General features: G+C 72.3%; 11 protein-coding genes, 1 tRNA gene and 2 pseudogenes. 5 read left to right on the top strand and 9 right to left on the bottom strand.

Going from position 1 to position 20,483, the window contains the following annotated elements; translation table 11 throughout:
- The first annotated feature begins 46 nt into the window (after positions 1-46).
- The gene (locus ACL02O_RS21000) at positions 47-850 is read left to right on the top strand and encodes a hypothetical protein (protein ID WP_412819816.1); all 804 of its coding nucleotides are present in this window, start codon (positions 47-49) and stop codon (positions 848-850) included.
- A gap of 417 nt (positions 851-1,267) precedes the next feature.
- Here the strand turns inward: ACL02O_RS21000 and ACL02O_RS21005 are convergent, their stop codons facing one another.
- The 9 genes and pseudogenes from ACL02O_RS21005 to ACL02O_RS21045 form a co-directional block, all read right to left on the bottom strand.
- Positions 1,268-2,131, bottom strand: a complete 864-nt coding sequence (locus tag ACL02O_RS21005) for a hypothetical protein (protein ID WP_412819817.1) — start codon at positions 2,129-2,131, stop codon at positions 1,268-1,270.
- A complete protein-coding gene (locus tag ACL02O_RS21010) occupies positions 2,128-2,637 on the bottom strand; it encodes a SigE family RNA polymerase sigma factor (protein ID WP_412819818.1) in 510 nt (169 codons plus the stop codon). Before ACL02O_RS21010 ends, ACL02O_RS21005 begins: the two co-directional genes overlap by 4 nt.
- A gap of 140 nt (positions 2,638-2,777) precedes the next feature.
- Positions 2,778-3,671, bottom strand: coding sequence for an IS982 family transposase (locus ACL02O_RS21015; RefSeq protein ID WP_412819819.1), 894 nt, complete (start codon positions 3,669-3,671; stop codon positions 2,778-2,780).
- 24 nt (positions 3,672-3,695) lie between these two features.
- Positions 3,696-6,077: pseudogene (locus ACL02O_RS21020) on the bottom strand (DUF3488 and transglutaminase-like domain-containing protein); the annotation flags it as partial.
- Between the two features lie 30 nt (positions 6,078-6,107).
- Complete coding sequence (locus ACL02O_RS21025) at positions 6,108-7,253, bottom strand: DUF58 domain-containing protein (protein ID WP_412819820.1); 1,146 nt, start codon at positions 7,251-7,253, stop codon at positions 6,108-6,110.
- 10 nt (positions 7,254-7,263) lie between these two features.
- Positions 7,264-8,259, bottom strand: coding sequence for an AAA family ATPase (locus tag ACL02O_RS21030; protein ID WP_412819829.1), 996 nt, complete (start codon positions 8,257-8,259; stop codon positions 7,264-7,266).
- A gap of 29 nt (positions 8,260-8,288) precedes the next feature.
- Entirely contained in the window at positions 8,289-10,916 is a 2,628-nt protein-coding gene (locus tag ACL02O_RS21035) for a fibronectin type III domain-containing protein (protein ID WP_412819821.1), read from the bottom strand.
- Between the two features lie 151 nt (positions 10,917-11,067).
- Positions 11,068-12,024 carry a hypothetical protein gene (locus ACL02O_RS21040; RefSeq protein ID WP_412819830.1) on the bottom strand — a complete coding sequence of 319 codons (957 nt, stop codon included), beginning with the start codon at positions 12,022-12,024 and terminating at the stop codon, positions 11,068-11,070.
- Between the two features lie 1,758 nt (positions 12,025-13,782).
- Positions 13,783-14,022, bottom strand: a pseudogene (locus ACL02O_RS21045) (tetratricopeptide repeat protein); the annotation flags it as partial.
- Positions 14,023-14,188: 166 nt separating this feature from the next.
- Between ACL02O_RS21045 and ACL02O_RS21050 the strand changes: the two are divergent.
- The 4 genes from ACL02O_RS21050 to ACL02O_RS21065 all read left to right on the top strand — a co-directional run.
- A tRNA-Leu gene (locus ACL02O_RS21050) sits at positions 14,189-14,275 on the top strand.
- A 244-nt stretch (positions 14,276-14,519) separates the two neighbouring features.
- Positions 14,520-15,749: a tyrosine-type recombinase/integrase gene (locus ACL02O_RS21055; RefSeq protein WP_412819822.1), complete on the top strand. Its 1,230-nt coding sequence runs from the start codon at positions 14,520-14,522 to the stop codon at positions 15,747-15,749.
- 740 nt (positions 15,750-16,489) lie between these two features.
- Entirely contained in the window at positions 16,490-17,356 is an 867-nt protein-coding gene (locus ACL02O_RS21060) for an alpha/beta fold hydrolase (protein WP_412819823.1), read from the top strand.
- 389 nt (positions 17,357-17,745) lie between these two features.
- A partial coding sequence (locus ACL02O_RS21065) for a hypothetical protein (protein ID WP_412819824.1) occupies positions 17,746-20,483 on the top strand: 2,738 nt, incomplete at its 3' end.

The following is a 20,483-nucleotide window of genomic DNA, read 5'->3' on the forward strand; positions in this document are numbered from 1 at the left end:
CGGAATCCGCTCGGCAACCGGGGCCGCGCTGCCGCACAGTGTTCCCATGAACAAAGGACTCGACCGGGACGGAGCCATCGCGCGGGAAGGCGCGCTCGGTCGCGTGCCGGCAGCGTTCGCCCCGGTCGTCGCCGCCACCCGCGCCCGGATCACCGAGACGTTCGGCCGCGACCGGTTGCACAGCGCCTACCTCTACGGCAGCATTCCCCGCGGCACCGCCGTCCCCGGCGTCTCCGACCTGGACCTGCTGCTCGCCCTGCACGACGAGCCGACCGGGGCCGACCGGTCCGACGCCAGGAGGATCGAGTCGACGCTCGACGGGTCCTTCGCCCAGATCGACGGCGTCGGCGTCCTGCTGTACCGCACCCGCACCCTGCTCAGCGAACTCGAACGCCACGACCTCGGCTTCTTCGTCGCCTGCCTGTGCACCCCGCTGCTCGGCGCCGACCTCGCCGACCGGCTTCCCCGCTACCGGCCCACACCACTGCTCGCCCGCGAGACGAACGGCGACCTGCCGCTCGCGATCGAGGGCTGGCGCAGCCGAGCGGCCGAGGCGACCACCGACCAGGAACGCAGGATCCTGAGCCGGACGATCGCCCGCCGCCTCGTCCGAACCGGCTTCACCCTGATCATGCCCCGCTGGGCCGGCTGGACCAGCGACCTCGACGAGAGTGCCGAGGCGTTCGGTCACTACTATCCGGAACGCCTCGCCCAGATGCGCCGGGCCGCCGGCACGGGCCGCGTACCCTCCCCGGACCCGGCCGTCCTTCGTGAACTCCTCGACGACCTGGCGCCGTGGCTCGCCGCCGAATACACGGCGGTGCACGGCCGGAAAGCGCCCCGCCCCTGACGTGGCCGGCGGGCGCGTCCCGGCAGGCTCGCCGACCTGAACGCCGGCGCGGTCCGGGCGGTGGCCGAGCAGGTCGGGCCGGCGGCGCACGGCGTCCGCCTGGACGTCACCGACGGGGCGCAGGTCGTGCTTGGTGGGTGTACGCGGGGCGGCGCTGCGCGGCACCGCCGGACGTGGTGCCGGCACCCAGGACGCCTACTGCCCCTGGAACATCGGACGCCACCGGCTCCAGGCGGAAGGCGCGGCGGTCAGCTGCGAACCGACCACCGCGCCTCCCGACCTCCGGATGACCGTCGCGGAACTCGGCGATGCGTGGCGCGCGGGAGCCCTGGTATCCGGGCGGGTGGGCCTGCCCGCTCTACTGAGCGCCGCGCGGTCGATCTGTCGGCCTGTCCGGGACCGGCGGCGGGCGCCCGGTCACTGCAGGTGGAACCGTTCGTCCATGGCGAGGGCCGCCAGTTGCGGCACGGTGAACGGCAGCTCCTCCAGTTCCGACTGCGGTTGGCTCCCGAACCTCGGGGTCTGCGCCACGAAGGTGACCACCCCGTCCGGATGCCGGTAGGCCGACCACTGTTCGAACCGCCGGTCGATGGTGGGATGGACGACCACACCGACCTTGGTGGTGCCGACGGTCACCACCTGACACTGGCCCTGCATGCCCCAGAACTGCTGGGTCAACGCACACGGTTCGGTCGGCAGCTTGTTCCCGCGGGTGTACACCTCGACGAGCACGCGCCCCGTCCGGTCCCCCTTGGTCACGGCGGCCGCAGACGTGTATCTCCACACGTCGACGCCCTTCACCTTCTCCTCGAACTCCGCCTGGCTGCTCCGCAGCGGAACGTCGTCCACCGACTGGTTCGCCGGGTTCTCCGGCACGGCGTAACCGGCCGGCACCGCGGAGATGAGCTCGTTGAGCAGCCGGACCGCCTGGTCGTGCCGGATACCCGCCCGCGCTGTCCGGTCCTCCTGCGGGCGGCCGTCCGGCCCGGTCGGCCACGGCTCGGCGGTGACCTTGTCGGACGGGCGTGGGATGGGCTGCGGCCCCGGACCGGCCGGACTCAACCCACCGGCGCTCGAGGTGCCGGCACCCAGGGTGCCGGCGGCCGCGACGCCGGCGATGGCCAGCACCACCGCCGTGGATCCGGCGCAGGCCCAGGCGGTACGGCGGCGCGCGCGGGCGCGGCGTGCGGAGCCGAGCGCGGCGGTGGTGTCCAGCGGTGGCGGCGGGGTGACAGCCGCCATCTCGTGGCGGAGCGCCTCGCGCAACTCTTCCCCGTTCATCGATTCCCCTTCTCGGTCGTGCTGTACGCGGGGAGTAGCAGGCCGCGCAGGGTTTCCAGACCGCGGGCGGCCTGGCTCTTCACGGTCCCGGTCGAGCAGCCCAGCAGCGCGGCGGTCTCCTCGATCGAGAGGTCCTCCCAGTACCGCAGCACCAGCACCGCCCGTTGCCGCGGCGCTACGGCGGCGAGCGCCCGGAGCATCACCAGCCGGCCCTCCGGCGAGTCCGGCGGTGCGTGCCCTTCGGCGGCCTCTCCGCCCACCCGCTCGCGCCGCCACCAGCCGCGCCGCCGTTCGTCCAGGAAGGTCCGGACCAGGATCTGCCGTACGTAGGCGTCGAGCACCTCGTGCCGGGAAACCCGGTTCCAAACCAGATACAGCTTTGTGAACGCGGTCTGGACCAGGTCCTCCGCCCGGTGCCAGTCGCCGCAGAGCAGGTACGCGGTGCCACGCATCGCGTCCGATCTCGCCGCGAAATAGTCCGCGAACGCCGCGTCGCGGTCGCCCATTCAAGCCTCCGATCCCCATTCGGAGATAGTCACGCCCGGTCCGGCTCTGAGGGTTGCTCCGCGCGGCGACATCGTCGTGGCGCGACACGCCCGTCGGTTCTCCAGCCGGTCGGCGTCTAGACGAGTAGTTCCGAACTCGATCAGTGGTCGTAGGCGATCAGTGAGCGGGTGACTGGTGCGCTGGTCTTGTTGTTGTGCCAGATCGCGGCGGCCATGGCGAGTAGACGTTGGGCGACACGCACAGCGACGCCGGTGAAGGTCCGTCCGCCGTGTTCTTCCAGGTCGAGTTGGCCTTTGAGGGTGTCGTTGACCGACTCGATCAGTTGTCGGACCTTCTTGAGCATCGGCTCGCCGTAGCGGGCCTTCTCCCGCTTGCGTGACGGGCGTAGCAGTTCGATGCCCTGTTCGGTCAGTTGCCGCTCGAACGCTTTGGACGCGAAACCTTTGTCGGTGATCAGCAGGATGCCCGGGTGCGCGGCGACCACGTCGGCCTCGACCTGCAGCATCGCGGCCAGGACCTCCCGCTCGCCAATCTTCGGGTTGGACAGGGCCCACAGGATCGGCATCCCGGTCGGGGTGCACACCAGGTACAGCCGCAGGCCCCAGAAGAACCGGGAGTGTGAGGCGCAGTAGCCGTAGCCGGCCCACCCGGCGAGGTCCGAGCGCTTGACCGTCGGGCGGGACATGCCGCACGGGACCGGGGTGGAGTCGACGATCCAATGGTTGTCGAACCAGAAGTCGCTGTCGCGGGCCAGCTCCCGTATCACCTTCTTGATCAGCGGCAGCGCCGCACGTAACCGCTTGTTGTAGCCCGGCCGCTGCGGCAGGTACGGGAACATGCCGCACAGGTGGATGCGGGCGTAGCGGATCCAGTGCGCCTCGGAACGGGCGCCGAGCAGGACCTGCGCCACGGCCAGGCAGACCAGTTCCGAGTCGGTGAGCAGCGGTGGCCGGCCCCGCCATCGGGGTGCCCGGATGCTGTCGTCGATCTTCACGTACAGTGCGGTCAAGAGGGTGTCCAGGTCTTGCGTCACAACATGATCTTGGATGCCCTCTCTTCATGCCCATACATCGACCCCTGACATCGGAACTACTCGTCTAGGGGGCCGGGCCTGCCGACGGCGCGCGTCAGCGGCGCCAGCGCAGCGGACCCGGGTGCACCGCCCACAGCAGCCGCCGCCACCGGGGACGGGCGGCGCGCAGCGCGGAGACGTACCCGGCGGCCAGCGCCGCCGCCCGGTCCGCCTGATCCGGGGTCGTCGTGCCCGGCGCGAACGCCACCTGGTTGAGCAGCCCGGCCAGCTCGTCGACCGCGCCGGCCGGCACCTCGGGGTCGGTGTCCGGGCCGCCGGCGAGCGCCGCCCGGGACTCGGCCAGGGTGCGGCGGGCCTGCGCGGCCACCTCGGCCGCGGCCAGGTCGTCGCCGGCCGGGTGGCCGGACAGGCGCAGCGCGTCGGTCAGCTCCCGCCAGGCGCCGGCGATCCGCCGGCCGGGGTCACCCCGCTCCAGCCGCTCCCGCGTCAGGTTCCGGCGCCGCAGCAGCAGGGTCAGCAGCACCAGCCCGACCAGCAGCAACAGGCCGCCGGCGCCACCACCGACCAGCACCGGCGCGCCGGGGCCCCGACCGCCCGGGCGGGCGGGTGCGGCCACCGCCGGGGGCGTCGCGGTGGGCTCCAGGGTCGGCGCCGGCACCTCCGACGGGGGCGGGTCCTCCGGGGTGGGGCGGAAGTCCTCCTCCACCGGGCGGGGCTCCTCGTCCGGCCGGGGCATCGGGTCGAACGGAACCCAGCCGAGGCCGTCGAAGAGTACCTCCGGCCAGGCGAACGCGTCCGCGGCGCGGACCGGGCCGTCGCCCGCGGGCTCGAACCCGACCACCACCCGGGTGGGCAGCCCGGCCAGCCGGCCCAGCACCGCGAACGCCGCCGCGAACTGCTCGGAGGTGCCCCGCTGCCCGCCACCGTTGCGCGGTCCAAAGAGGAAGAACGACAGGTTCGGGTACGCGTGCCCGCTCGGCGCGTCCGCCGTCACCCGGTAGTGCTCGGCGAGGAAGTCCTGGATGGCGGTGGCCCGGGCGTACGGGGCGCCGTTCTCCTCGGCGAGCTGGCCGGCCAGCCGGCGCAGCTGCTCCGGCGCCCCGTCGGCCACCCGCAGCACCCGGGCGACCGCGTCACCGGCCGGCACGTTCGCCGTGGCGAGCAGGTTCACGTCGGGCCGTTCCCGCACCGAGGTGACCGTGTACCGCAGCCCCCGGGCCAGCCCCTCCGGCCGGATCAGCGTCCCGGTCGCCGGGTCGTACGCCACCCGCGCGCCGGACACCTCACGCGGGGTCGGCACGGCCGGCAGCAGCCGCCCGGTCAGGTCGGCCACGGTGATCTGCTGACGGACCGTGTCGGTGTTCGCCCCCGCGGCGGGTTCGCCGGCCGGCAGGATCCGCCCGGCGTTGCGGTAGGTGGCCCCGACCCGCCAGGTCACCCCGTCGTAGTCGCTGAGCACCGCGAGCCGGATCCGGGGCGCGGCCTGGGGCGTCCCGCCCGCCTCGGTCCGCACGTCGAGGAGCCGCTGGTCGGGATTCAGCGCCCACCCGGAGATCCGGATCAGCGGGTTCTCGTCCAGCGACTCGACCTGCGGCGGCTCGACGTACCGGCGGGGGTCGACCGGCCGGTCCTGCACCTGGCCGGCGACCACCGGGGCGAGCAGCGCGGCCAGCGCCACCACCACCGCGATCCCGGCCGCGCCGGCCGCCAGCAGCCGCAGCCGCAGCGCCGCGCGGACCGCCGGGGCCAGCCCGGCCGCCGGGTCGGCGACCGCCGACCGGCCCGCGCGCCCGGACGGCACCGTCAGGCCGGCGGCGGCGACCGCGGCGAACAGCACCGTCGGCCCGATCGCGGGGTCCGCGTTCGGGCCCACCACGTACAGCGCGCCCGCGTACAGCAGCACCGGCGGCAGGTAGCCCAGCAGCACCCGTCCGGTGCGCAGCGCCACCTCGGCGGCGGTCAGCCCGGCCAGCCAGGTGGCCACCAGCGGCACCAGCACGGTGTCCGGCGCCGGCTCGACCGGGATCAGCGCGGTGAGCAGCCGGGGGATCGCGTTGCGGGCGGCGTCCGCGGCCACCCCGCCCAGGCTGCCGGGCAGCGCGGCGTGCTCGGCGGCCAGCTTCAGCGACAGCACCGTCCAGCCGGTCAGGGCGGCCACCGACAGGGGCGCCACCAGCCAGGACGGCAGCCGGCGGGCGGCCACGCTGACCAGCACCGAGCCGACCGCCGCGCCGACCATCAGCCGGGCCAGCAGCGGCCCCGCGTACACCCGGCCCAGCACCACGCCGGCCAGGGCCAGCATCACGATCAGCGCGAGCGGCACCGGCACGGCCCGCAGCGCCCGCCCGAGCACGCTGCCCCCGGCCCCGGCCCCGGCCCCGACCCCGGGCGCCGGGCCGCCGGCCGCGTCGGTGCCGGTCGGCGCCGGCGACACCGTCACCACCGGCGGATCCCGTCCCACTCGGCGGCGAACTCGGCGCCGTCGCCGGCATCCACCACCGTCAGGCCCGCCGCGCCGGCCGGCGTCGGGTCGTCAGCGCCGAACACACCCACCACCACGGAGGGGTACGGGCCGCGCAGCGCGCCCACCTGCCCCAGCTCGCCCCGGGCGCCCGGCCCGGTGAGGAAGACCAGCGTGTCGCCGAGCCGCTCCTGCCGCAGCCGGCTCACCGCGGTACGCAGCACGTCCTCCCCGCCCCCGGTCAGCTCCACCGCCGCCAACCGGTCCAGCGGGCCCGTCGCCTCCTCCTCGGCGGGAACGACCAGCAGCAGGCTCGCCGGCAGGTCCTCCCGGGCCGCGGCGGCCACCACCGACGCGGCGGCCTCGCACGCCGACTCGAACGACTCGACCACCCCGTCCACCAGCTCCGGGTGGGCGGTGGCCCGGTTGTCCAGCACCACCACGATCCGCGGCAGGCTGGTGTCCACGTTCTCCCGGACCATCAACTCGCCCACCCGGGCGCTGGTCCGCCAGTGCACCCGACGCAGCTCGTCGCCGACCACGTACTCGCGCAGCGAGTCGAAGGTGATCGAGCCGTGCGGCACGCTGTCGGTCCGCCCGTCCAGGCTGCGCCCGGCCCCGGTCGGCACCGCCCGCAACGGGTGGATGCGCGGATGCACCCAGACCGGCACCGGATCGCCGTACGAGCGCGCCAGCGCGGCCAGGCCCAGCGGGTCACGCCGGATCACCCGCAGCGGCCCGACCGGAACCACACCCCGGCGGTGGGTCGGCACGTCGTAGCGGACCTCGGTGTCGCGGCCCGGCCGCAGCCGCAGCAGCGGTACCGGGACGAGGTGGCCGCCGCAGCGGTCCTCGGCCACCAGGTTCGCCGCCCGCAGCCGCCCGGTGTTGCGCACGGTCAACGTCATCACCGCCGGCTCGCCCCGGGCCACCCGGTCCGGGTCGGCCACCCGCCGCACTGTCAGCCGGGGCCGCCAGGCGGCCGTGACCAGGGCGTACCCGACGGCGACGGCAGCCGCCGCACCGAGCACGGCCAGCTCCGGGTAGGCGTACCGGAAGCCGACGCCGAGCAGGACGGCGGCGGCGCCGAGCAGCCCGATGCCCCGGGCGGTGATCCCCACGACCGTGCCGTCAGCCGTGCACCGGGGCCGGCTGGCCCGACGGCAGCGGCACCGGCACCGAGGCGACGGTCTGGCGCAGCACCTCCGCGGCGGTCACGCCGCGCACCTGCGCGTCGGGGGTGAGCAGCAGCCGGTGCGCGAAGACCGGCTCGGTCAGGGTCTTCAGGTCCTCCGGCATGATCCAGCCCCGCCCGTCGATCAGCGCGTACGCGCAGGCCGCCCGGGTCAGCGCGATGACACCGCGCGGGCTGACCCCGACCCGCACCTGAGGGTGCGTGCGGGTGGCCGCGGCCAGCCGCACCGCGTACGCGTACAGCGGCTCGGCGATGTGCACCCGCCGGGCCATCCGCACCATCTCCCCGACGGTGGCGGTGTCGGTGACCGCGCTGAGCGAGTCGGGGGAGCGGACGGTGGCGCCGCGCAGCACCTCCACCTCTACCTCCTCGTCCGGGTAGCCGACGGAGAGCTTCACCAGGAACCGGTCGAGCTGGGCCTCGGGCAGCCGGTAGGTGCCGTCCATCTCCACCGGGTTCTGGGTGGCCACCACCAGGAACGGCTGCGGCACCGGGTGCCGGACGCCGTCCACCGTGACGGTCCGCTCCTCCATCACCTCCAGCAGCGCCGACTGGGTCTTCGGCGACGCCCGGTTGATTTCGTCGGCGATGACGATGTTGGCGAAGACCGGACCCGGGTGGAACTCGAAGCCGCGGGTGGCCTGGTTGAAGATGGTCACCCCGGAGACGTCGGAGGGGAGCAGGTCCGGGGTGAACTGGATACGCCGCCACTGGCCCTTCACGGTCGCCGCGACGGCCCGGGCCAGGGTGGTCTTGCCCACCCCGGGCACGTCCTCGAGCAGGACGTGACCCTGGGCGAACAGCGCGGTCAGCGCCAGCCGGACCACCTGCGGCTTGCCCAGCACGACCGCGTTGACGTTCTCGGCCAGCCGGCCGGCGAGGGCGGCGAAGCCCTGCACCTCCGCCTGGGTGAGCGGTTCGGGGGTGTTCACGTGCGGGGGTGCTCCCTCGGGTGGCGCGGTCAGCACGTCGGCAGGATGTTGATGTTGTCGCCACCCTCCAGGTTCAGCCAGGCCCACGGGATGTAGTTCTTCCCGGACCACTCGACCTGCACCCACCAGGTGCTGCGCTTGTCGTTGTTGTAGATGTAGGCGTACACCTCTTCGCCCTGCTTCTTGCAGTACGCCCGCAGCCGGGTCCCGGGTTTCGCCCAGCCGACCTGCTTGGCGTTGATCTGCTGCGGCACGGAGAAGATCTCGTTGCCGTTGCGTCCGGCCACGTCCGCGTCGCAGTAGGTCGCGGTGTCACCGGAGGCGCCGTTGTGGCAGGTGGCGATGCCGTAGACCGGGTCCGTCGACTGTGCCCTGGTGGCGGTGCCCTTGCCGGCCGCGTTGGTCGCGGTCACCGTCACCGTGTACGAGGTGCCCGGCGTCAACCCGGTCACCCGCAGGCTGGAACAGCTGCCGCTGACGGTCCTCCCGCCGGTGGCCGCCGAGCAGGTGGCGTTGCCGCCGCCCGCGTCCACGGTGAACGACACCGTCACCGAGGTGGCGTCCGCCGACGAGCCGGTCACCGTGACCCGCGGCGCGGCGACCGTACGCGCGGTGGTGCTGGCCTCCGGGCCGGGACCGGCCTCGTTGACCGCCTTCACCTTCACCGTGACGCTCTGCCCGTCGCCGAGACCGCCGACCGTGGCCCGGGTGTCGGTCACCTCGCTGGTCTTCCCGCCCACGTCCACCAGGTACTTTGTGACGGGGCGGCCGTTCTCCACCGCCGGCGCCCACTGCACCGCCACGGTGCCCGGCTGGTCGGCCACCGTGGACGCCTTCAGCTCGGTCGGCGCCCCGGGCGCGGTGAACGGCACCACCGTGTCGCTCACCGGGGACGCCTTCGAACCGGCCCCCTTGTCACTGACCGCGATGACGGTGAACGCGTACTGGGTGCCGTACTCCAGCTGGCCGGCCGGGATCACCAGCTCGGTCTTCGCCGACTCGCCGGCCGGGGCGGTGGCGCCCGCCGAGGTGGCGGTGACCGCGTACCGGGCGATGGTGTTGCCCTGCCCGTTGGCCGCCGGCCACTTCACCAGCACCGTGCCGTCGGGGCGCGCCTCCGCCGTCACGGCGGCCGGCGGGTCCGGGACCTCCGCCGTCGGCACGACCGGGTTGCTCCGGCGTCCCGGCCCGTCGCCCTTGGCGTTGACCGCGTGCACCTCGAACGTGTACGTCTCACCGTTGGTCAGGCCGGTGATCTCCACCGCGCGCTGGTTCGCGCCGACCTCGTGCCGCTGGCCACCGCCCTCCACCACGTACTTGGTGATCTCGGCGCCGTTCGAGGCGGCCGGCTGCCAGCTGACCCGCGCGGACGCGTCGCCGGCGGCGGCGGTCACCCGGCGCGGCGCGCCGGGCTTGCCCACCTTCGGCTTCTTCGGCGGGGGCGGCGGCAGCGGGGCCGGCGGCGGGTCCCCGCCGAGCACGTCGTTGGCGTACTTGTTGACCTCGCGGACCTGGTTGCGGTCGTCCACCACCTGCGCGGTGCCCGAGTTCGGCGGGTTGATGAACAGGTGGTTCTCGCGGACCTCCAACTCCATCGGGCCGGGTCGCCCGGAGCCCTTGATGGTGTCCACCAGATGCCCGTTCGCGTCGAACGAGTAGACGGTGCCGGTGTCCTCGTCGGCGACGTAGAACCGGCCCGCCCAGGCCACCGCCGGGGTGAGCCGGTCACCCGCGCCGGGCACGGTGAACTGCCGCACATCGGCGCCGTCGCGTACCACGTGCACCTTCCGCTCGCCGGGCACCGTCACCGGCACCTGCGGCCCGCTGGTCCGGACCGGGAGGTTACCCGGGGCGGACATGGTGAGGTCGGCCCGCGTCGTCCGGCCGCCCCGCACGGTCACCAGCGAGGCGGAGGTGCGGTCCAGCACCGCGACGCCGTCGTCCAGCGTGGACACCACCAGCTCGTGGCTCGGCTCGGCCACTTCGTAGGTCTCGACCTGCTTCGGGCTCAGTCCGGCGGCCGGCGCGCCGCCCGGCGTCTTCGGCAGCTCGGCGGCGGTCACCGCCGACACCGTGCCCTCGCTCGGCACCGCGATCCACAGCCGGCCCGCCCCGTCGAACGCGCCGCCGGTGATCCCCGGCGGGTAGCGCACCGGCTCGCCGACCGGGGCCAGCGCGCGCGGGTCGAGCTGCCGCACGATGCCCTGCACCGCGTCGACCACGAACGCCGAGTCCTCGTGCAGCGCCACGCTCACGCCGAACCCGGGCGCGGTCGGGGTCGTCGCGGTGATCTGCAGGGTGGCCAGATCCAGCGAGCTGACCTGGCCGGTGTTCAGGTCACGCAGGATCAGCAGCCGGTCGGTCTGGGCCACCTGCATCTGGTGCCGGCGCGCGCCCGGCACCTCCATCCGGGTGTCCACCCGCGCCGTGACCCCGTTGACCCGGGCCACCTCGCTGCGGGTGGTGCTCCACAACCAGGAGGCGGCGTCGTAGTTCGCCACGGCGTTGTCGGCGGCGCCCAGCCCGAGCACGGTCAACCCCATCGCGACCAGCAGCGCGGCCACCGTGCCGATGGTGACCAGTCCGCCCCGCATCCGCCGGGAACGGGTACGCGGGGCTTCCGCCCCGGTGCTCGTGACGTCCTCGATGGTTGCCACTGCCGGCTGCCTCCCAAGGTCGGTGGGGGAGGCGTCCCGCGCGTGGTCGACCCTCCCCAGAGCCGGGAGCCATCATAGGGGCCGGCCGACGATCGGGTAACCCGCACCGTCACCGCTGTGGACACTCAGCGTGTCGCCCGTGGACGATCGGTCAGCTCGGCGGGGTGCCGCCCGGCTCCCGGTCGGTGCAGACCTGACCGGACGTGGCGTAGGTGTCCGTCGAGTAGACCGCCAGCACCGTGAAGCAGTAGTCCAACTTCGGGCTCAGCCCGTTCACCGTGTACGTGGTCGTCCCCGCGTCCACCGTGGCCATCACCCCGAGCTTCTGCCCGGCCCGGCCGCCCGCGACCACGAACGGGACGCCGCCGTCGCTCGGGTCCGTCCAGGTCACCGTGATGGTGGCGCCGTCGTCCCGCAGCTTCAGGTCCCCCGGCGGAGGGCCGCTCACCTTCGGCTTCACCCCGCCCGTCGCGGGCGCCGGTCCGGGCGCCGGCGCCGCGTCACGGTTCAGCACCACCGCGCCCACACCCACCGCCGCCGCCACCGCGACCACCGCGGCGCCGACCGCCACGGCCACCACCGCCCGGTTCCGGCCACGCGGCTCCGGCTCCTCCTCCGCCACCGGGTACGCGGGCGGCTGGTGGAACGGCGCCGGCACCGCCGGCCACGCCCCCTGCTCCGGGTTCGCCTGCGGCCCGCTGGCCGGCTCCGCCGACTCGGGGAACTCCAGCAACTCGTCGTAGACCGGCAGCGACCGCGGTCGTTCGTCCTCCAGCTCCGCCGGCCTCGGCATCGTCGGGTCGGCCGGACCCCGGTCGGTCTCCCCGTCCTCGTCCGCACCGGCTTCCGGACCCGGGCCGGCCGGCCGGTCGGTGACCGGCTGAGACGGCCCCGTGCTGCTCCACGGCGGCGCGGTGAGCCCCCACGGCGGCACCGGCGACGCGCTGACCGGCGCGGCCGACGGCGGTCCACCGAACGGCGGGTTCGCCGGGGCCGGCGGCCCGCTCACCGGATGCGCCGGCGCGGGCGGCGTGTTCACTGGCGGGTATGCCGGGGTCGGCGGGGCGCTCACCGGGTATGCCGGCGCGGGCGGCGTGCTAATCGGCATCGGCGGACCAGGATGTGGACCGGCCAAGGGAGGCGCGCTGGCCGGCGGCGCCGGAAATGGTGGGCCGCTGCTCGCCGGCGCACTGATCGGCGGCGCGCTGACGGGGGGCGCATTGACCGGTGGTGCGCTGTGGCCCGGTGGGGCGCTGTGGATTGGTGGTGCGCTGAAGGGCGTGCCGCTTACCGGCGATGCGCTGGCAGGCGCGTCGTCCGCAGGAGGGGAGCCGATCGGCGTCGTGTCCACGGGCGAGCTGCTCCGGGGCGGCTCGCTGCCCGGCGGGGCCTGGAGCGGTGGAGCGCTCTGCGGCGGACCACCCCCCGGCGGTCCGCTCACAGGAGGTCCGCTGACCGGCGGGCTGCTGACGGGAGCGGCCGAAGCCGCCGGGCCGGCGGCGGGCCCGCCGGCGCGTTCCAGCTCATCCTTCAGGAGCGGCCCGATCTGCTGGACCTGGATCGTCGGCTTGTCCCAGCCCCGCGTCGGCGGAGTTTCGCCGGACGGGTCGGACGGCCGCGCGTCGGCCTCGTCCGTCCGGCCGGGTTGCCCGCCGGCGGCTGTCGAAGGCGCGACCGGCGCTGGTACGGGCGACGCCGGGGGCGCCGAGGTGGGCGCGGACGTCGGCGTGGGGTTCGGTCCTGGAATCACCGGCGGCGGGGGAAGCGTACGGGCGGCCGGCGGTGCGGGGGTGGGCGCCGGGACGCGGGGCGGCGGCGGCACGGCGCCGCCGCCCGCGCCCGAGGTCGGTGCCGCCGGAACCGGAATCACCGGTGCCGGTGGGAGCGGGGCGGCCGATGGCGGTACGACCGCCGGGGTGGGCACGGGTCCTCCCGACGCCTGCGGCCGGAGCGCGGCGCCGGCGTCCGGTGCCGCCGGTGGTGGCGGAACCGGCGTGGTCGGGTGGGGGCCGGAGCCGGTCTGCGCCGGATTCGGTCCGGGTGGGAGCGGGGCAACCGGGTGCGGACCGGGAAGGGGCGGGGCCGGCCTCGTTGGCTGAGCGGGATGGGTTGCGGCGTACGGGTGCGGCTGGGACACCGGCGGGGGTGTGGGGGCCGTCGGTGGGGTGACGGGCTGCGCCGGCGCGGGCGGCCGCGCGACCTGCGGGGCCGGGGGCGTCGACGGAACCGGGCCGGGGGGCGGGGTCACGGTGTGCGGGGCCGGGATGACCGGGGGTGGCGGCAGGGCAGGAGCGGCGGCCGCGCCGGGCCGAGGCGACCCGGCAACGGTGGGCGGTGGGGGCAGCGGGCCTCCCGGCGCGGTGGTCGGAGGCGCCCAGGGGGACGCCGGCCCGTACCCCGGAACCTGTCCGGCCTGCGGGGCCCACTCCGCGCCGACGACGGGCTGGGCGGGACGCGGGGCGTTCGGCACGTGGGCAGCGGGTGGCGCCGGGCGGGACGGAGCCGGCGTGGCCGGCCCGGGCGTCGGCTGCTGGTGCGGGTGGGGCAGGACCGGCATCGAGACCGTCGGGCCGGAGAGGGCGGTCGGCTCCGACGGTGGGGCGGGAGCGGCGGCGGAGCCGCCGAGATACTGGCGCGCCGCGCGTACCGCCGGGTGGTCCGGACCGAGCACCGCGGGCCCGGCGGCGGCCACGCGGTGGTAGTTGCGGCGGGCCTCGTGCCGGTTGCCCAGCACCTCCGCGACGCCGGCCAGGTCGAAGCTGAGCGCGAGCATCAGCGGGTCGGCCTCGCCGCGGCGGCGCTCACCGGCCGCGTACGCCTCTTCCAGCACCCGCCGGGCGGCGGCCGGGTCGTCGGCCTCCCGGTGCAGCCGGGCCAGCATGTGGCCGGTGGCCAGCACGTCGGGGTGATCCTCGCCGTACGCCGGCCGGACCGCCGCGAGCGCGTCGGTGAGCAGTCGGCGGGCGGTGGCCAGATCGCCCGCGGAGCGCAGCGCGAGGGCCTGATGCTGAGCGGCGGCCAGGGGGGAGGGGTGTGACACGTGAGCAATGCTGCCCGGAATGGGGGCTCGCACGCTACCCGGGCCGGAGGATCCGGTATCGCCCATCCTGAGGTACCCGTGAGTCGCTGCCCTGACCTGCGGAAACGCGGCTCACGGGTGGCAATGTGCATGATCCATCTGGGCCGTGTACAGTAATGCCCCGTGCGGCCCACCCGGGCGGCCGAACCGGTGAGAAGATCACCTCGGCCGACAGGGTAGGCTGGACGAGCAAGTCCGGGTGGCGGAATGGCAGACGCGCTAGCTTGAGGTGCTAGTGCCCGTATAGGGCGTGGGGGTTCAAGTCCCCCCTCGGACACCAATCGAACGAAGCAGGCTTTGGGCCGCTGACCTGGCATTACTCAGGTCGGCGGCCTTCATCGTTTCCTGGGCTGATGCCGCCGTGGGAACACCGTGGGAACACGGGCCTGGACGAGCCCTGCAGCCGGGGCGATCTTGTGTCGGCCGGGCGAGACGGTTACCGTCCCACTGTTGCGCATACAGGTGCGTCGGCGGCGGCGCCCGCAGGACACCGGGTCGAGCCGCCGCGTTCACGTGGAGGAACGGTGGCATCAGTCGAGAAGAGGACCACGAAGGACGGCAAGAGCAGCCGGTGGCGGGTGAAGTGGCGCGAGGGCGGCCGCCGCGAGAACCCGTGGAGCAGCCGCACGTTCGAGTACCTGGCCGACGCCAAGCGGTTCAGGACGCTGGTCGAGTCCGCCGGTGAGCGGATGCCGACGCCGGAGCAGCTGGCCGAGCACGGCTTCGCCGAGCTCCTTCCCGGCGTGGCCGCCCCGGCGCCGGAGCCCGGCGAGCAGCCGGTGACCTTCCGCGCGTACGCGGAGGAGTGGCTGGGCCAGCTGGTGAAGCCGCACCCGGAGACGGTGCGCAAGTACCGGGAGCGCCTGGAGAAGCACGTCTTCCCGCGGCTGGGCGACCGGCCGATCGTCGAGATCACCCGGCGGGAGATGCGCGAGTGGCAGCAGGGCCTGCGCGACGCCGGCCTCTCGGCGAAGACGATCGCCAACATCCGGGGGGAGAGCGTGGTGCCGATCTTCAAGGCGGCGTGCCGGCCCGGCGAGGACGGCGAGCCCGCCGTGCGGACGGCCAACCCGATGGACGGCCTGCCGCTGCCGGAGGGCCCGCGCGCCGAGCGGGACATCCTGGAGAGCCCCGACGAGGCCCGGCTGTTCCTGGAGGCGGCGTACGCCGTCGACCCGGAGGCGGCGGACCTGCTGCTGTGCAAGCTGTCGACCGGGCTGCGCTGGGGTGAGGTGAGCGCCCTGCCACCCCGGGCGGTGAACGTCGCTCGCAGCACGGTGTCCATCGTGCAGGTCCTGCGGAAGGTGAACCGGCGGTGGGTGGTCGAGCCCAAACCGAAGACGAAGCAGGGCTACCGGGAGGTGCCGCTGACCGCCGCGGTGGCGCGGATGGTCGCCGAGCGGTGCGCGGCCGCCAGCCGCGAGCCGGGCCGGCAGTTCGTGTTCGTGGCGCCGCGCGGCAACCACTGGCGGTACGAGGACTTCTACACGGACCGGTGGGTGAAGATCCGCGACCTGGCCCGCGAGCGGGGCCTGGCGCGGCGGATGACGATGCATGGGCTGCGGCACTCGCTGCTGACGCTGCTGGCGACCGAAGGCGTCGACCTGGCGGCGCTGCGGACGATGGCCGGGCACGCGAGCGTGACCACGACGCTGAACGTGTACGTGCACGCGACGCGGCGGCACCACGAGCCGGTGCGGCGGATCGTTGGGGACTTCCTCGGCGTCGACGAGCTGCCGGCCGCCGGGCGGTAGGACGGCCCCGCACGGCGCAGCGGGCGGGCGAGCCAGTGGGGTTGGCTCTCCCCTGGCTGTCGGCCCAGTCCCACCACGGGGAGCGGCGAGCCGGGCGCGTTGCCCCGGTAGCGATAGCGGATCCTCCAGTCGCGCGAAGGTGCCACGGCCGGGTCCGTGACCGATCTGTACCCGACCAGCTGCGCCAGCTTGGCCCGCGCCGCCGGCATCATCGCGGTGACCCGCCAACGAGTCGATGAGCATCAAGAAAGTCCCTTACGAAGCGCCTTTGGACTGGATGCGGCTGTTGGTCGGGCCTGCGTCGCCGGCCGATTGCCGGGGCGGTGCCCCTGTGCCAATCGCTCATCTGGGTGACCGTTGGTCTGATGGTTCGCCGCTGCTGGATCGGTCATTCAAGATTGTGTGAACACGCCAGCTCTCTTGATTGGATTGCCGTGACGGTTACATCATGGTCTGTGGATCACTTTTCGACCCTTGATGCGAACCGGGGTCAACGGGTCCAACTTTCCGTGGTGGAGTATGACCCCAGGCCGGGAGCAACAGAGGCTCCCGTCGCCCTTATGGTGGCTGGCAGGAGCGTGCCAGCTGCCCCGGTGTTCGGTGGATGGGCAGGTCGCAAAGGGTGGGCCGAGCACTTGGCGGAATCGGGGGTCCGTGTGTTCTACATGGACTTTCAAGGGCTCGGCGACTCGACGCGACCCACTGTAATGGATGACGTATTCAATGCGGATAGAAGTGACATGTCAAAGCTGTACGGAAGGCCCATCACCGCCCCGCCTCTTTCCGTCCGGCCGTATCCGTATCCGCGTCACCTGACCGACTCGAACAGCGAGATAGCCGAACTTTGGACCGTTCTTAACTGGATCTCGACTCGCGTAACGGGGCCTATTCATCTCGTCGGCTACTCCGGGGCGTCTTTCATCGTCGGACGGACCGCGATGGAGTGGCCGGCAATGGTCGGCAGCTTGTTCCTGCTCGCACCCGCCTTCCCGCCATGGGGATTGAGCGACGAACCGGCCACCCCGGCACCTAGACTGTTCGGCTTCCCGCTCAAGCTTCAAGGCAAGCCAGAAACGGTGGCCGCATGGGACTACGACCAAAGACTTGGTGCGCAGCGGGATCCCCACATCGAAGACACGGTTTGGAAACAGATCATGAAGCACGACTCGGTAGGCGCCGATTGGGGTAGTCAAGTCGAAGGCGTCCTTCGGTACCCAACGCGGCTGTGGTGGGGCTGGAACAAGGCCATGGTTGAAGGCGATCACTACCTCGGCTCTGACGTGCCAGTGGCCATTGTGTACGGAACCAGCGACACCCAAGTGATTACGAGAGGGCCTGACGACAGGCCACTACTTGATTCCTCTACCGCGCCCCAGGTGGAGCACTCGGGGCCCCCCTTCGACTGCAGATGGCTATACCCCGCGATCCAGGGCGCTGACAAGCTGATGATTTCAATCGACAACACCGGACACTTTATGCAATGGGAAAAACAGCGGAACGTCCTGCACAGCTATTCCCAACAGTGGATCAAGAACAAATCCATCGATGGACAAAGCAAGGGCAGTTACCACCGGGACAGCTCGGGCAACCTGGTGCCTGTCCCTTAAGTAGCGACGTTTGCGCTAGCTTCAAAGGATGGCCCGCGGTCCGCTGCCGGACCAGTCCTCCTCGTCCCTCCACGTGAATACCTCGGGGCTCCGCCCGAACCCGGCCTACGTCAGAGACGCCGGGCACATCCCCTCGCCAGGCCCCACAAGGGCTGCCAGCCTCCCCAGACGGGGCCAAAGTCGTCCCTCCGCGGCCCAGGGGCTGGCTCTGCTGCCGTTGGTGAAGTCCATGACCGCGTTGTGCGGCTTTCCGCGGGACGTTCGCTAGCGAACGTCGCCCTCGCCATCGCGTCCAGGCTTAACGGCAGGAGCCGCAATGTCAACGACAAGGACGTACATGATTACGGTGAGTGACTATTCTGGTTGCACATCCAGAGCCGGGGGACCGCATGGCGATCGTCGTAAGTTTTACGGGTAGGGCACCACTTCCAAGCGGCGACACCGCACTCCGGCTCTGGTCCTACAGGATCGATCCCAGTCCGCCGGGGGAGATCCCAGCTGGACTAAGCATCGCGCTCGGCCTGCCGCGCGATGTCGACGTACGAAACCCGGCTCTGTACCCGGAAATACCGGAACTTCAGGGCACCTTTCTACTGCGGGTCCCGAACTCGACTCGCCAGTACGTCGGCCGGCAAGCTCAGCCGGCAGGCACGCAGACCATCTCCTTCGTCGCGCCCGCGGCTGAGTCCAGCAGCGAAGTCATCCTCGTCAAGATGCCCGCCGCGCAGCCCGTGACGCCGCTGGCCTTCGCGACCAGCCCGACGGGCACTCAAGCCCCGGTGCAAGTCATGACCGCGCCGATACCGGGACGGCCTGCATTCAACGGACGGCCGCTGTCGGACTTCAAGGGATCACTGCCGTATGCCAGCGAGGTCTTCGGGGTCTACCAGCCGCTGGCCGGATGGTTCGGCACGCAGAACACCCTGTGGGCGCTTTCCCACACCCTGGGCGACCAGGCTCGATACCTCGAACGTGCCAACATCGCCGAGGCCGCGGCCCGCATGCTGCAGGAGGAGGGTGCGCTTGCGGCACTCGCCGACGAATGCATGGGGCTGCAGGGTGTGCTGTCGCCGGTGGGACTGGTCAACCTGTTCCGCGAGTACTTCTTCGAGTTCGACTCCTTCATGGGCGGCCCCAGCGGGCACGTGTGGCTTAGTCCGGGTGGCACCGTGGAACTGGTGGAGACCAGCACCCGGCGCACGCTGGTGGAAAGGACCGCCGAGCAGGCGGTGGAGACCTCCCGCAAAACCGAGGAGAGCCTGACCGAGCAAGACGATGTGGCCGATGCGGTCAAGGAGGACAACGCCAACGACACCAAACTAGGCATCAGCGCGACCGGCGGCGTCAACGCTCCGATCTTCCATGCCGACGCCAGCGCGAGTTTCAGTACTCAAAGCACCCGCGAACGCTCGTCGGAGCAGACTCACAAGCACACTCGCACCCAAAGCTCCAAGCTCACCAGCGAGATCAGACGCAACTTCAAGACCACCTTCAAGACGGTCACCGAGACGACCGACACCTCGAGCCGTCGCTACATCCTGCAGAACCCGGCCGGTAGCGAACTCGTCAACTACGAGTTGCGGCGCAAAATGCGTAAGGTCGGCGTACAGCTTCAACACATCGGCACCCGCCTGGCCTGGCAGGTGTACATCGACAAGCCGGGCCGCCACCTGGGGCTGGGAGACATGGTCGACATGGTCCCCGCGCCGGACCTGACCGGGATTCCGAAGCCCGAGCGCCAGCCCCACCCGCAGGATCAGAAGGTGACCCACGCCTTGTCATTGCCGTTCCGCGTGATTCAGGGCGACGAGGACGCGGACCAAACCTACACAACCTCTCCTGTCAACCAGGACCACGGGATCAACGTGGACTCCCCCGGCGTCGATGACATCATCCTGTTCAGGTTCGACTTCCCCCTGCCGGCCCCTCCGGACGGCTTCGAGATCAAGAAGGACGTCAAGCCCTCCATCGACTTCCACGGTGCTCAAGTGCAGTTCACCATCAACGCCACGGATCTCAACATGGGCGTCAACCCCGACCCGGCGACGAACGTCCTCGGACTGCGACTGACCTACGCCAACTTCCAGACCAAGAAATCCCTCCCGTTCGACGCCTCCATCGTCTACACGCCGACGGCCGCGACCAAGAAGGCCATCGACGACGCCAACGCAGCCGTCATGGCCGAGTACGAAAAAGAGGTCGCCAAGGCGCAGCACGAGGCCTACGGCAATGCCGTACGGGAGCGGCTCAAGAAAGTCAGCACAATGCGATCGCGCGCCGCGGAGGATCTGCGCAAGGAAGAACGGCACACGGTCTTCAGGAGACTGATCCGCCGCATCAATCTCGGCCAGGACCCGCACCTCGGTTCGGAGCTGATCCAGCAGATCTTCGATGTGGACGAGATGCTGTACTTCGTCGCCCCCGACTTCTGGCGGCCGAGCACGCCGACTCCGCCGTCGACTCCGTCCCCCGCTCCACCCGAGCCGACCAAGTCCAGCGTCGGGCGCTACCCATTGCCCGCCTATCCGCCCGGGACGGAGGACAAACCCGCTCTCGTCCCGGGGGAGACGGTGGCGAGCTGGTATTCCTTCACCGACCAGAACAACGCGCTTGATCCCGACGGGAACGCCGGCCCCGAATGGCGAATCAACTACCTCGTCACCGAAGAGACCCAACCCGCGCCGACGGGCAGCTCCCTGGGCTGGCTGATCCAGATCGACGGTGACGAGCGACGCAACGAGTTCCTCAACGCCGCCTGGACCAAGGCCGTGCTCCCGGTACGGCCCGGCCACGAGGTCTGCGCGCTCAAGCTGCTCAAAAGCATCGAGGGCGACGAGGTCTTCGAGCGGCCGTACGTGGTCCAGGACGGCGACCCGGACGAGTACAAGAACAAGACCGTCGGACAGGTCCTGCTCCTGCTCGCGACCAGCCTTCGGACGGCCAACCGGAACATCGACAACGTCCGCGCTGGCGAGCGCGTCTTCGAGACCGGCTTCGACCCGCTCGAGGGCGGCTTCCGCCCGGCCGAGCCCTATCAGGTCTTCGACCAGTGGATAGAGGTCCTGCCCACCGACCAGATCGTGGCCGTGCAGGTCCGCTATGACCCCAAGACCGGCCAGCAGATCTA

The sequence above is a fragment of the Micromonospora mangrovicola genome (assembly GCF_047200535.1).
Taxonomy (GTDB): Bacteria; Actinomycetota; Actinomycetes; order Mycobacteriales; family Micromonosporaceae; genus Micromonospora.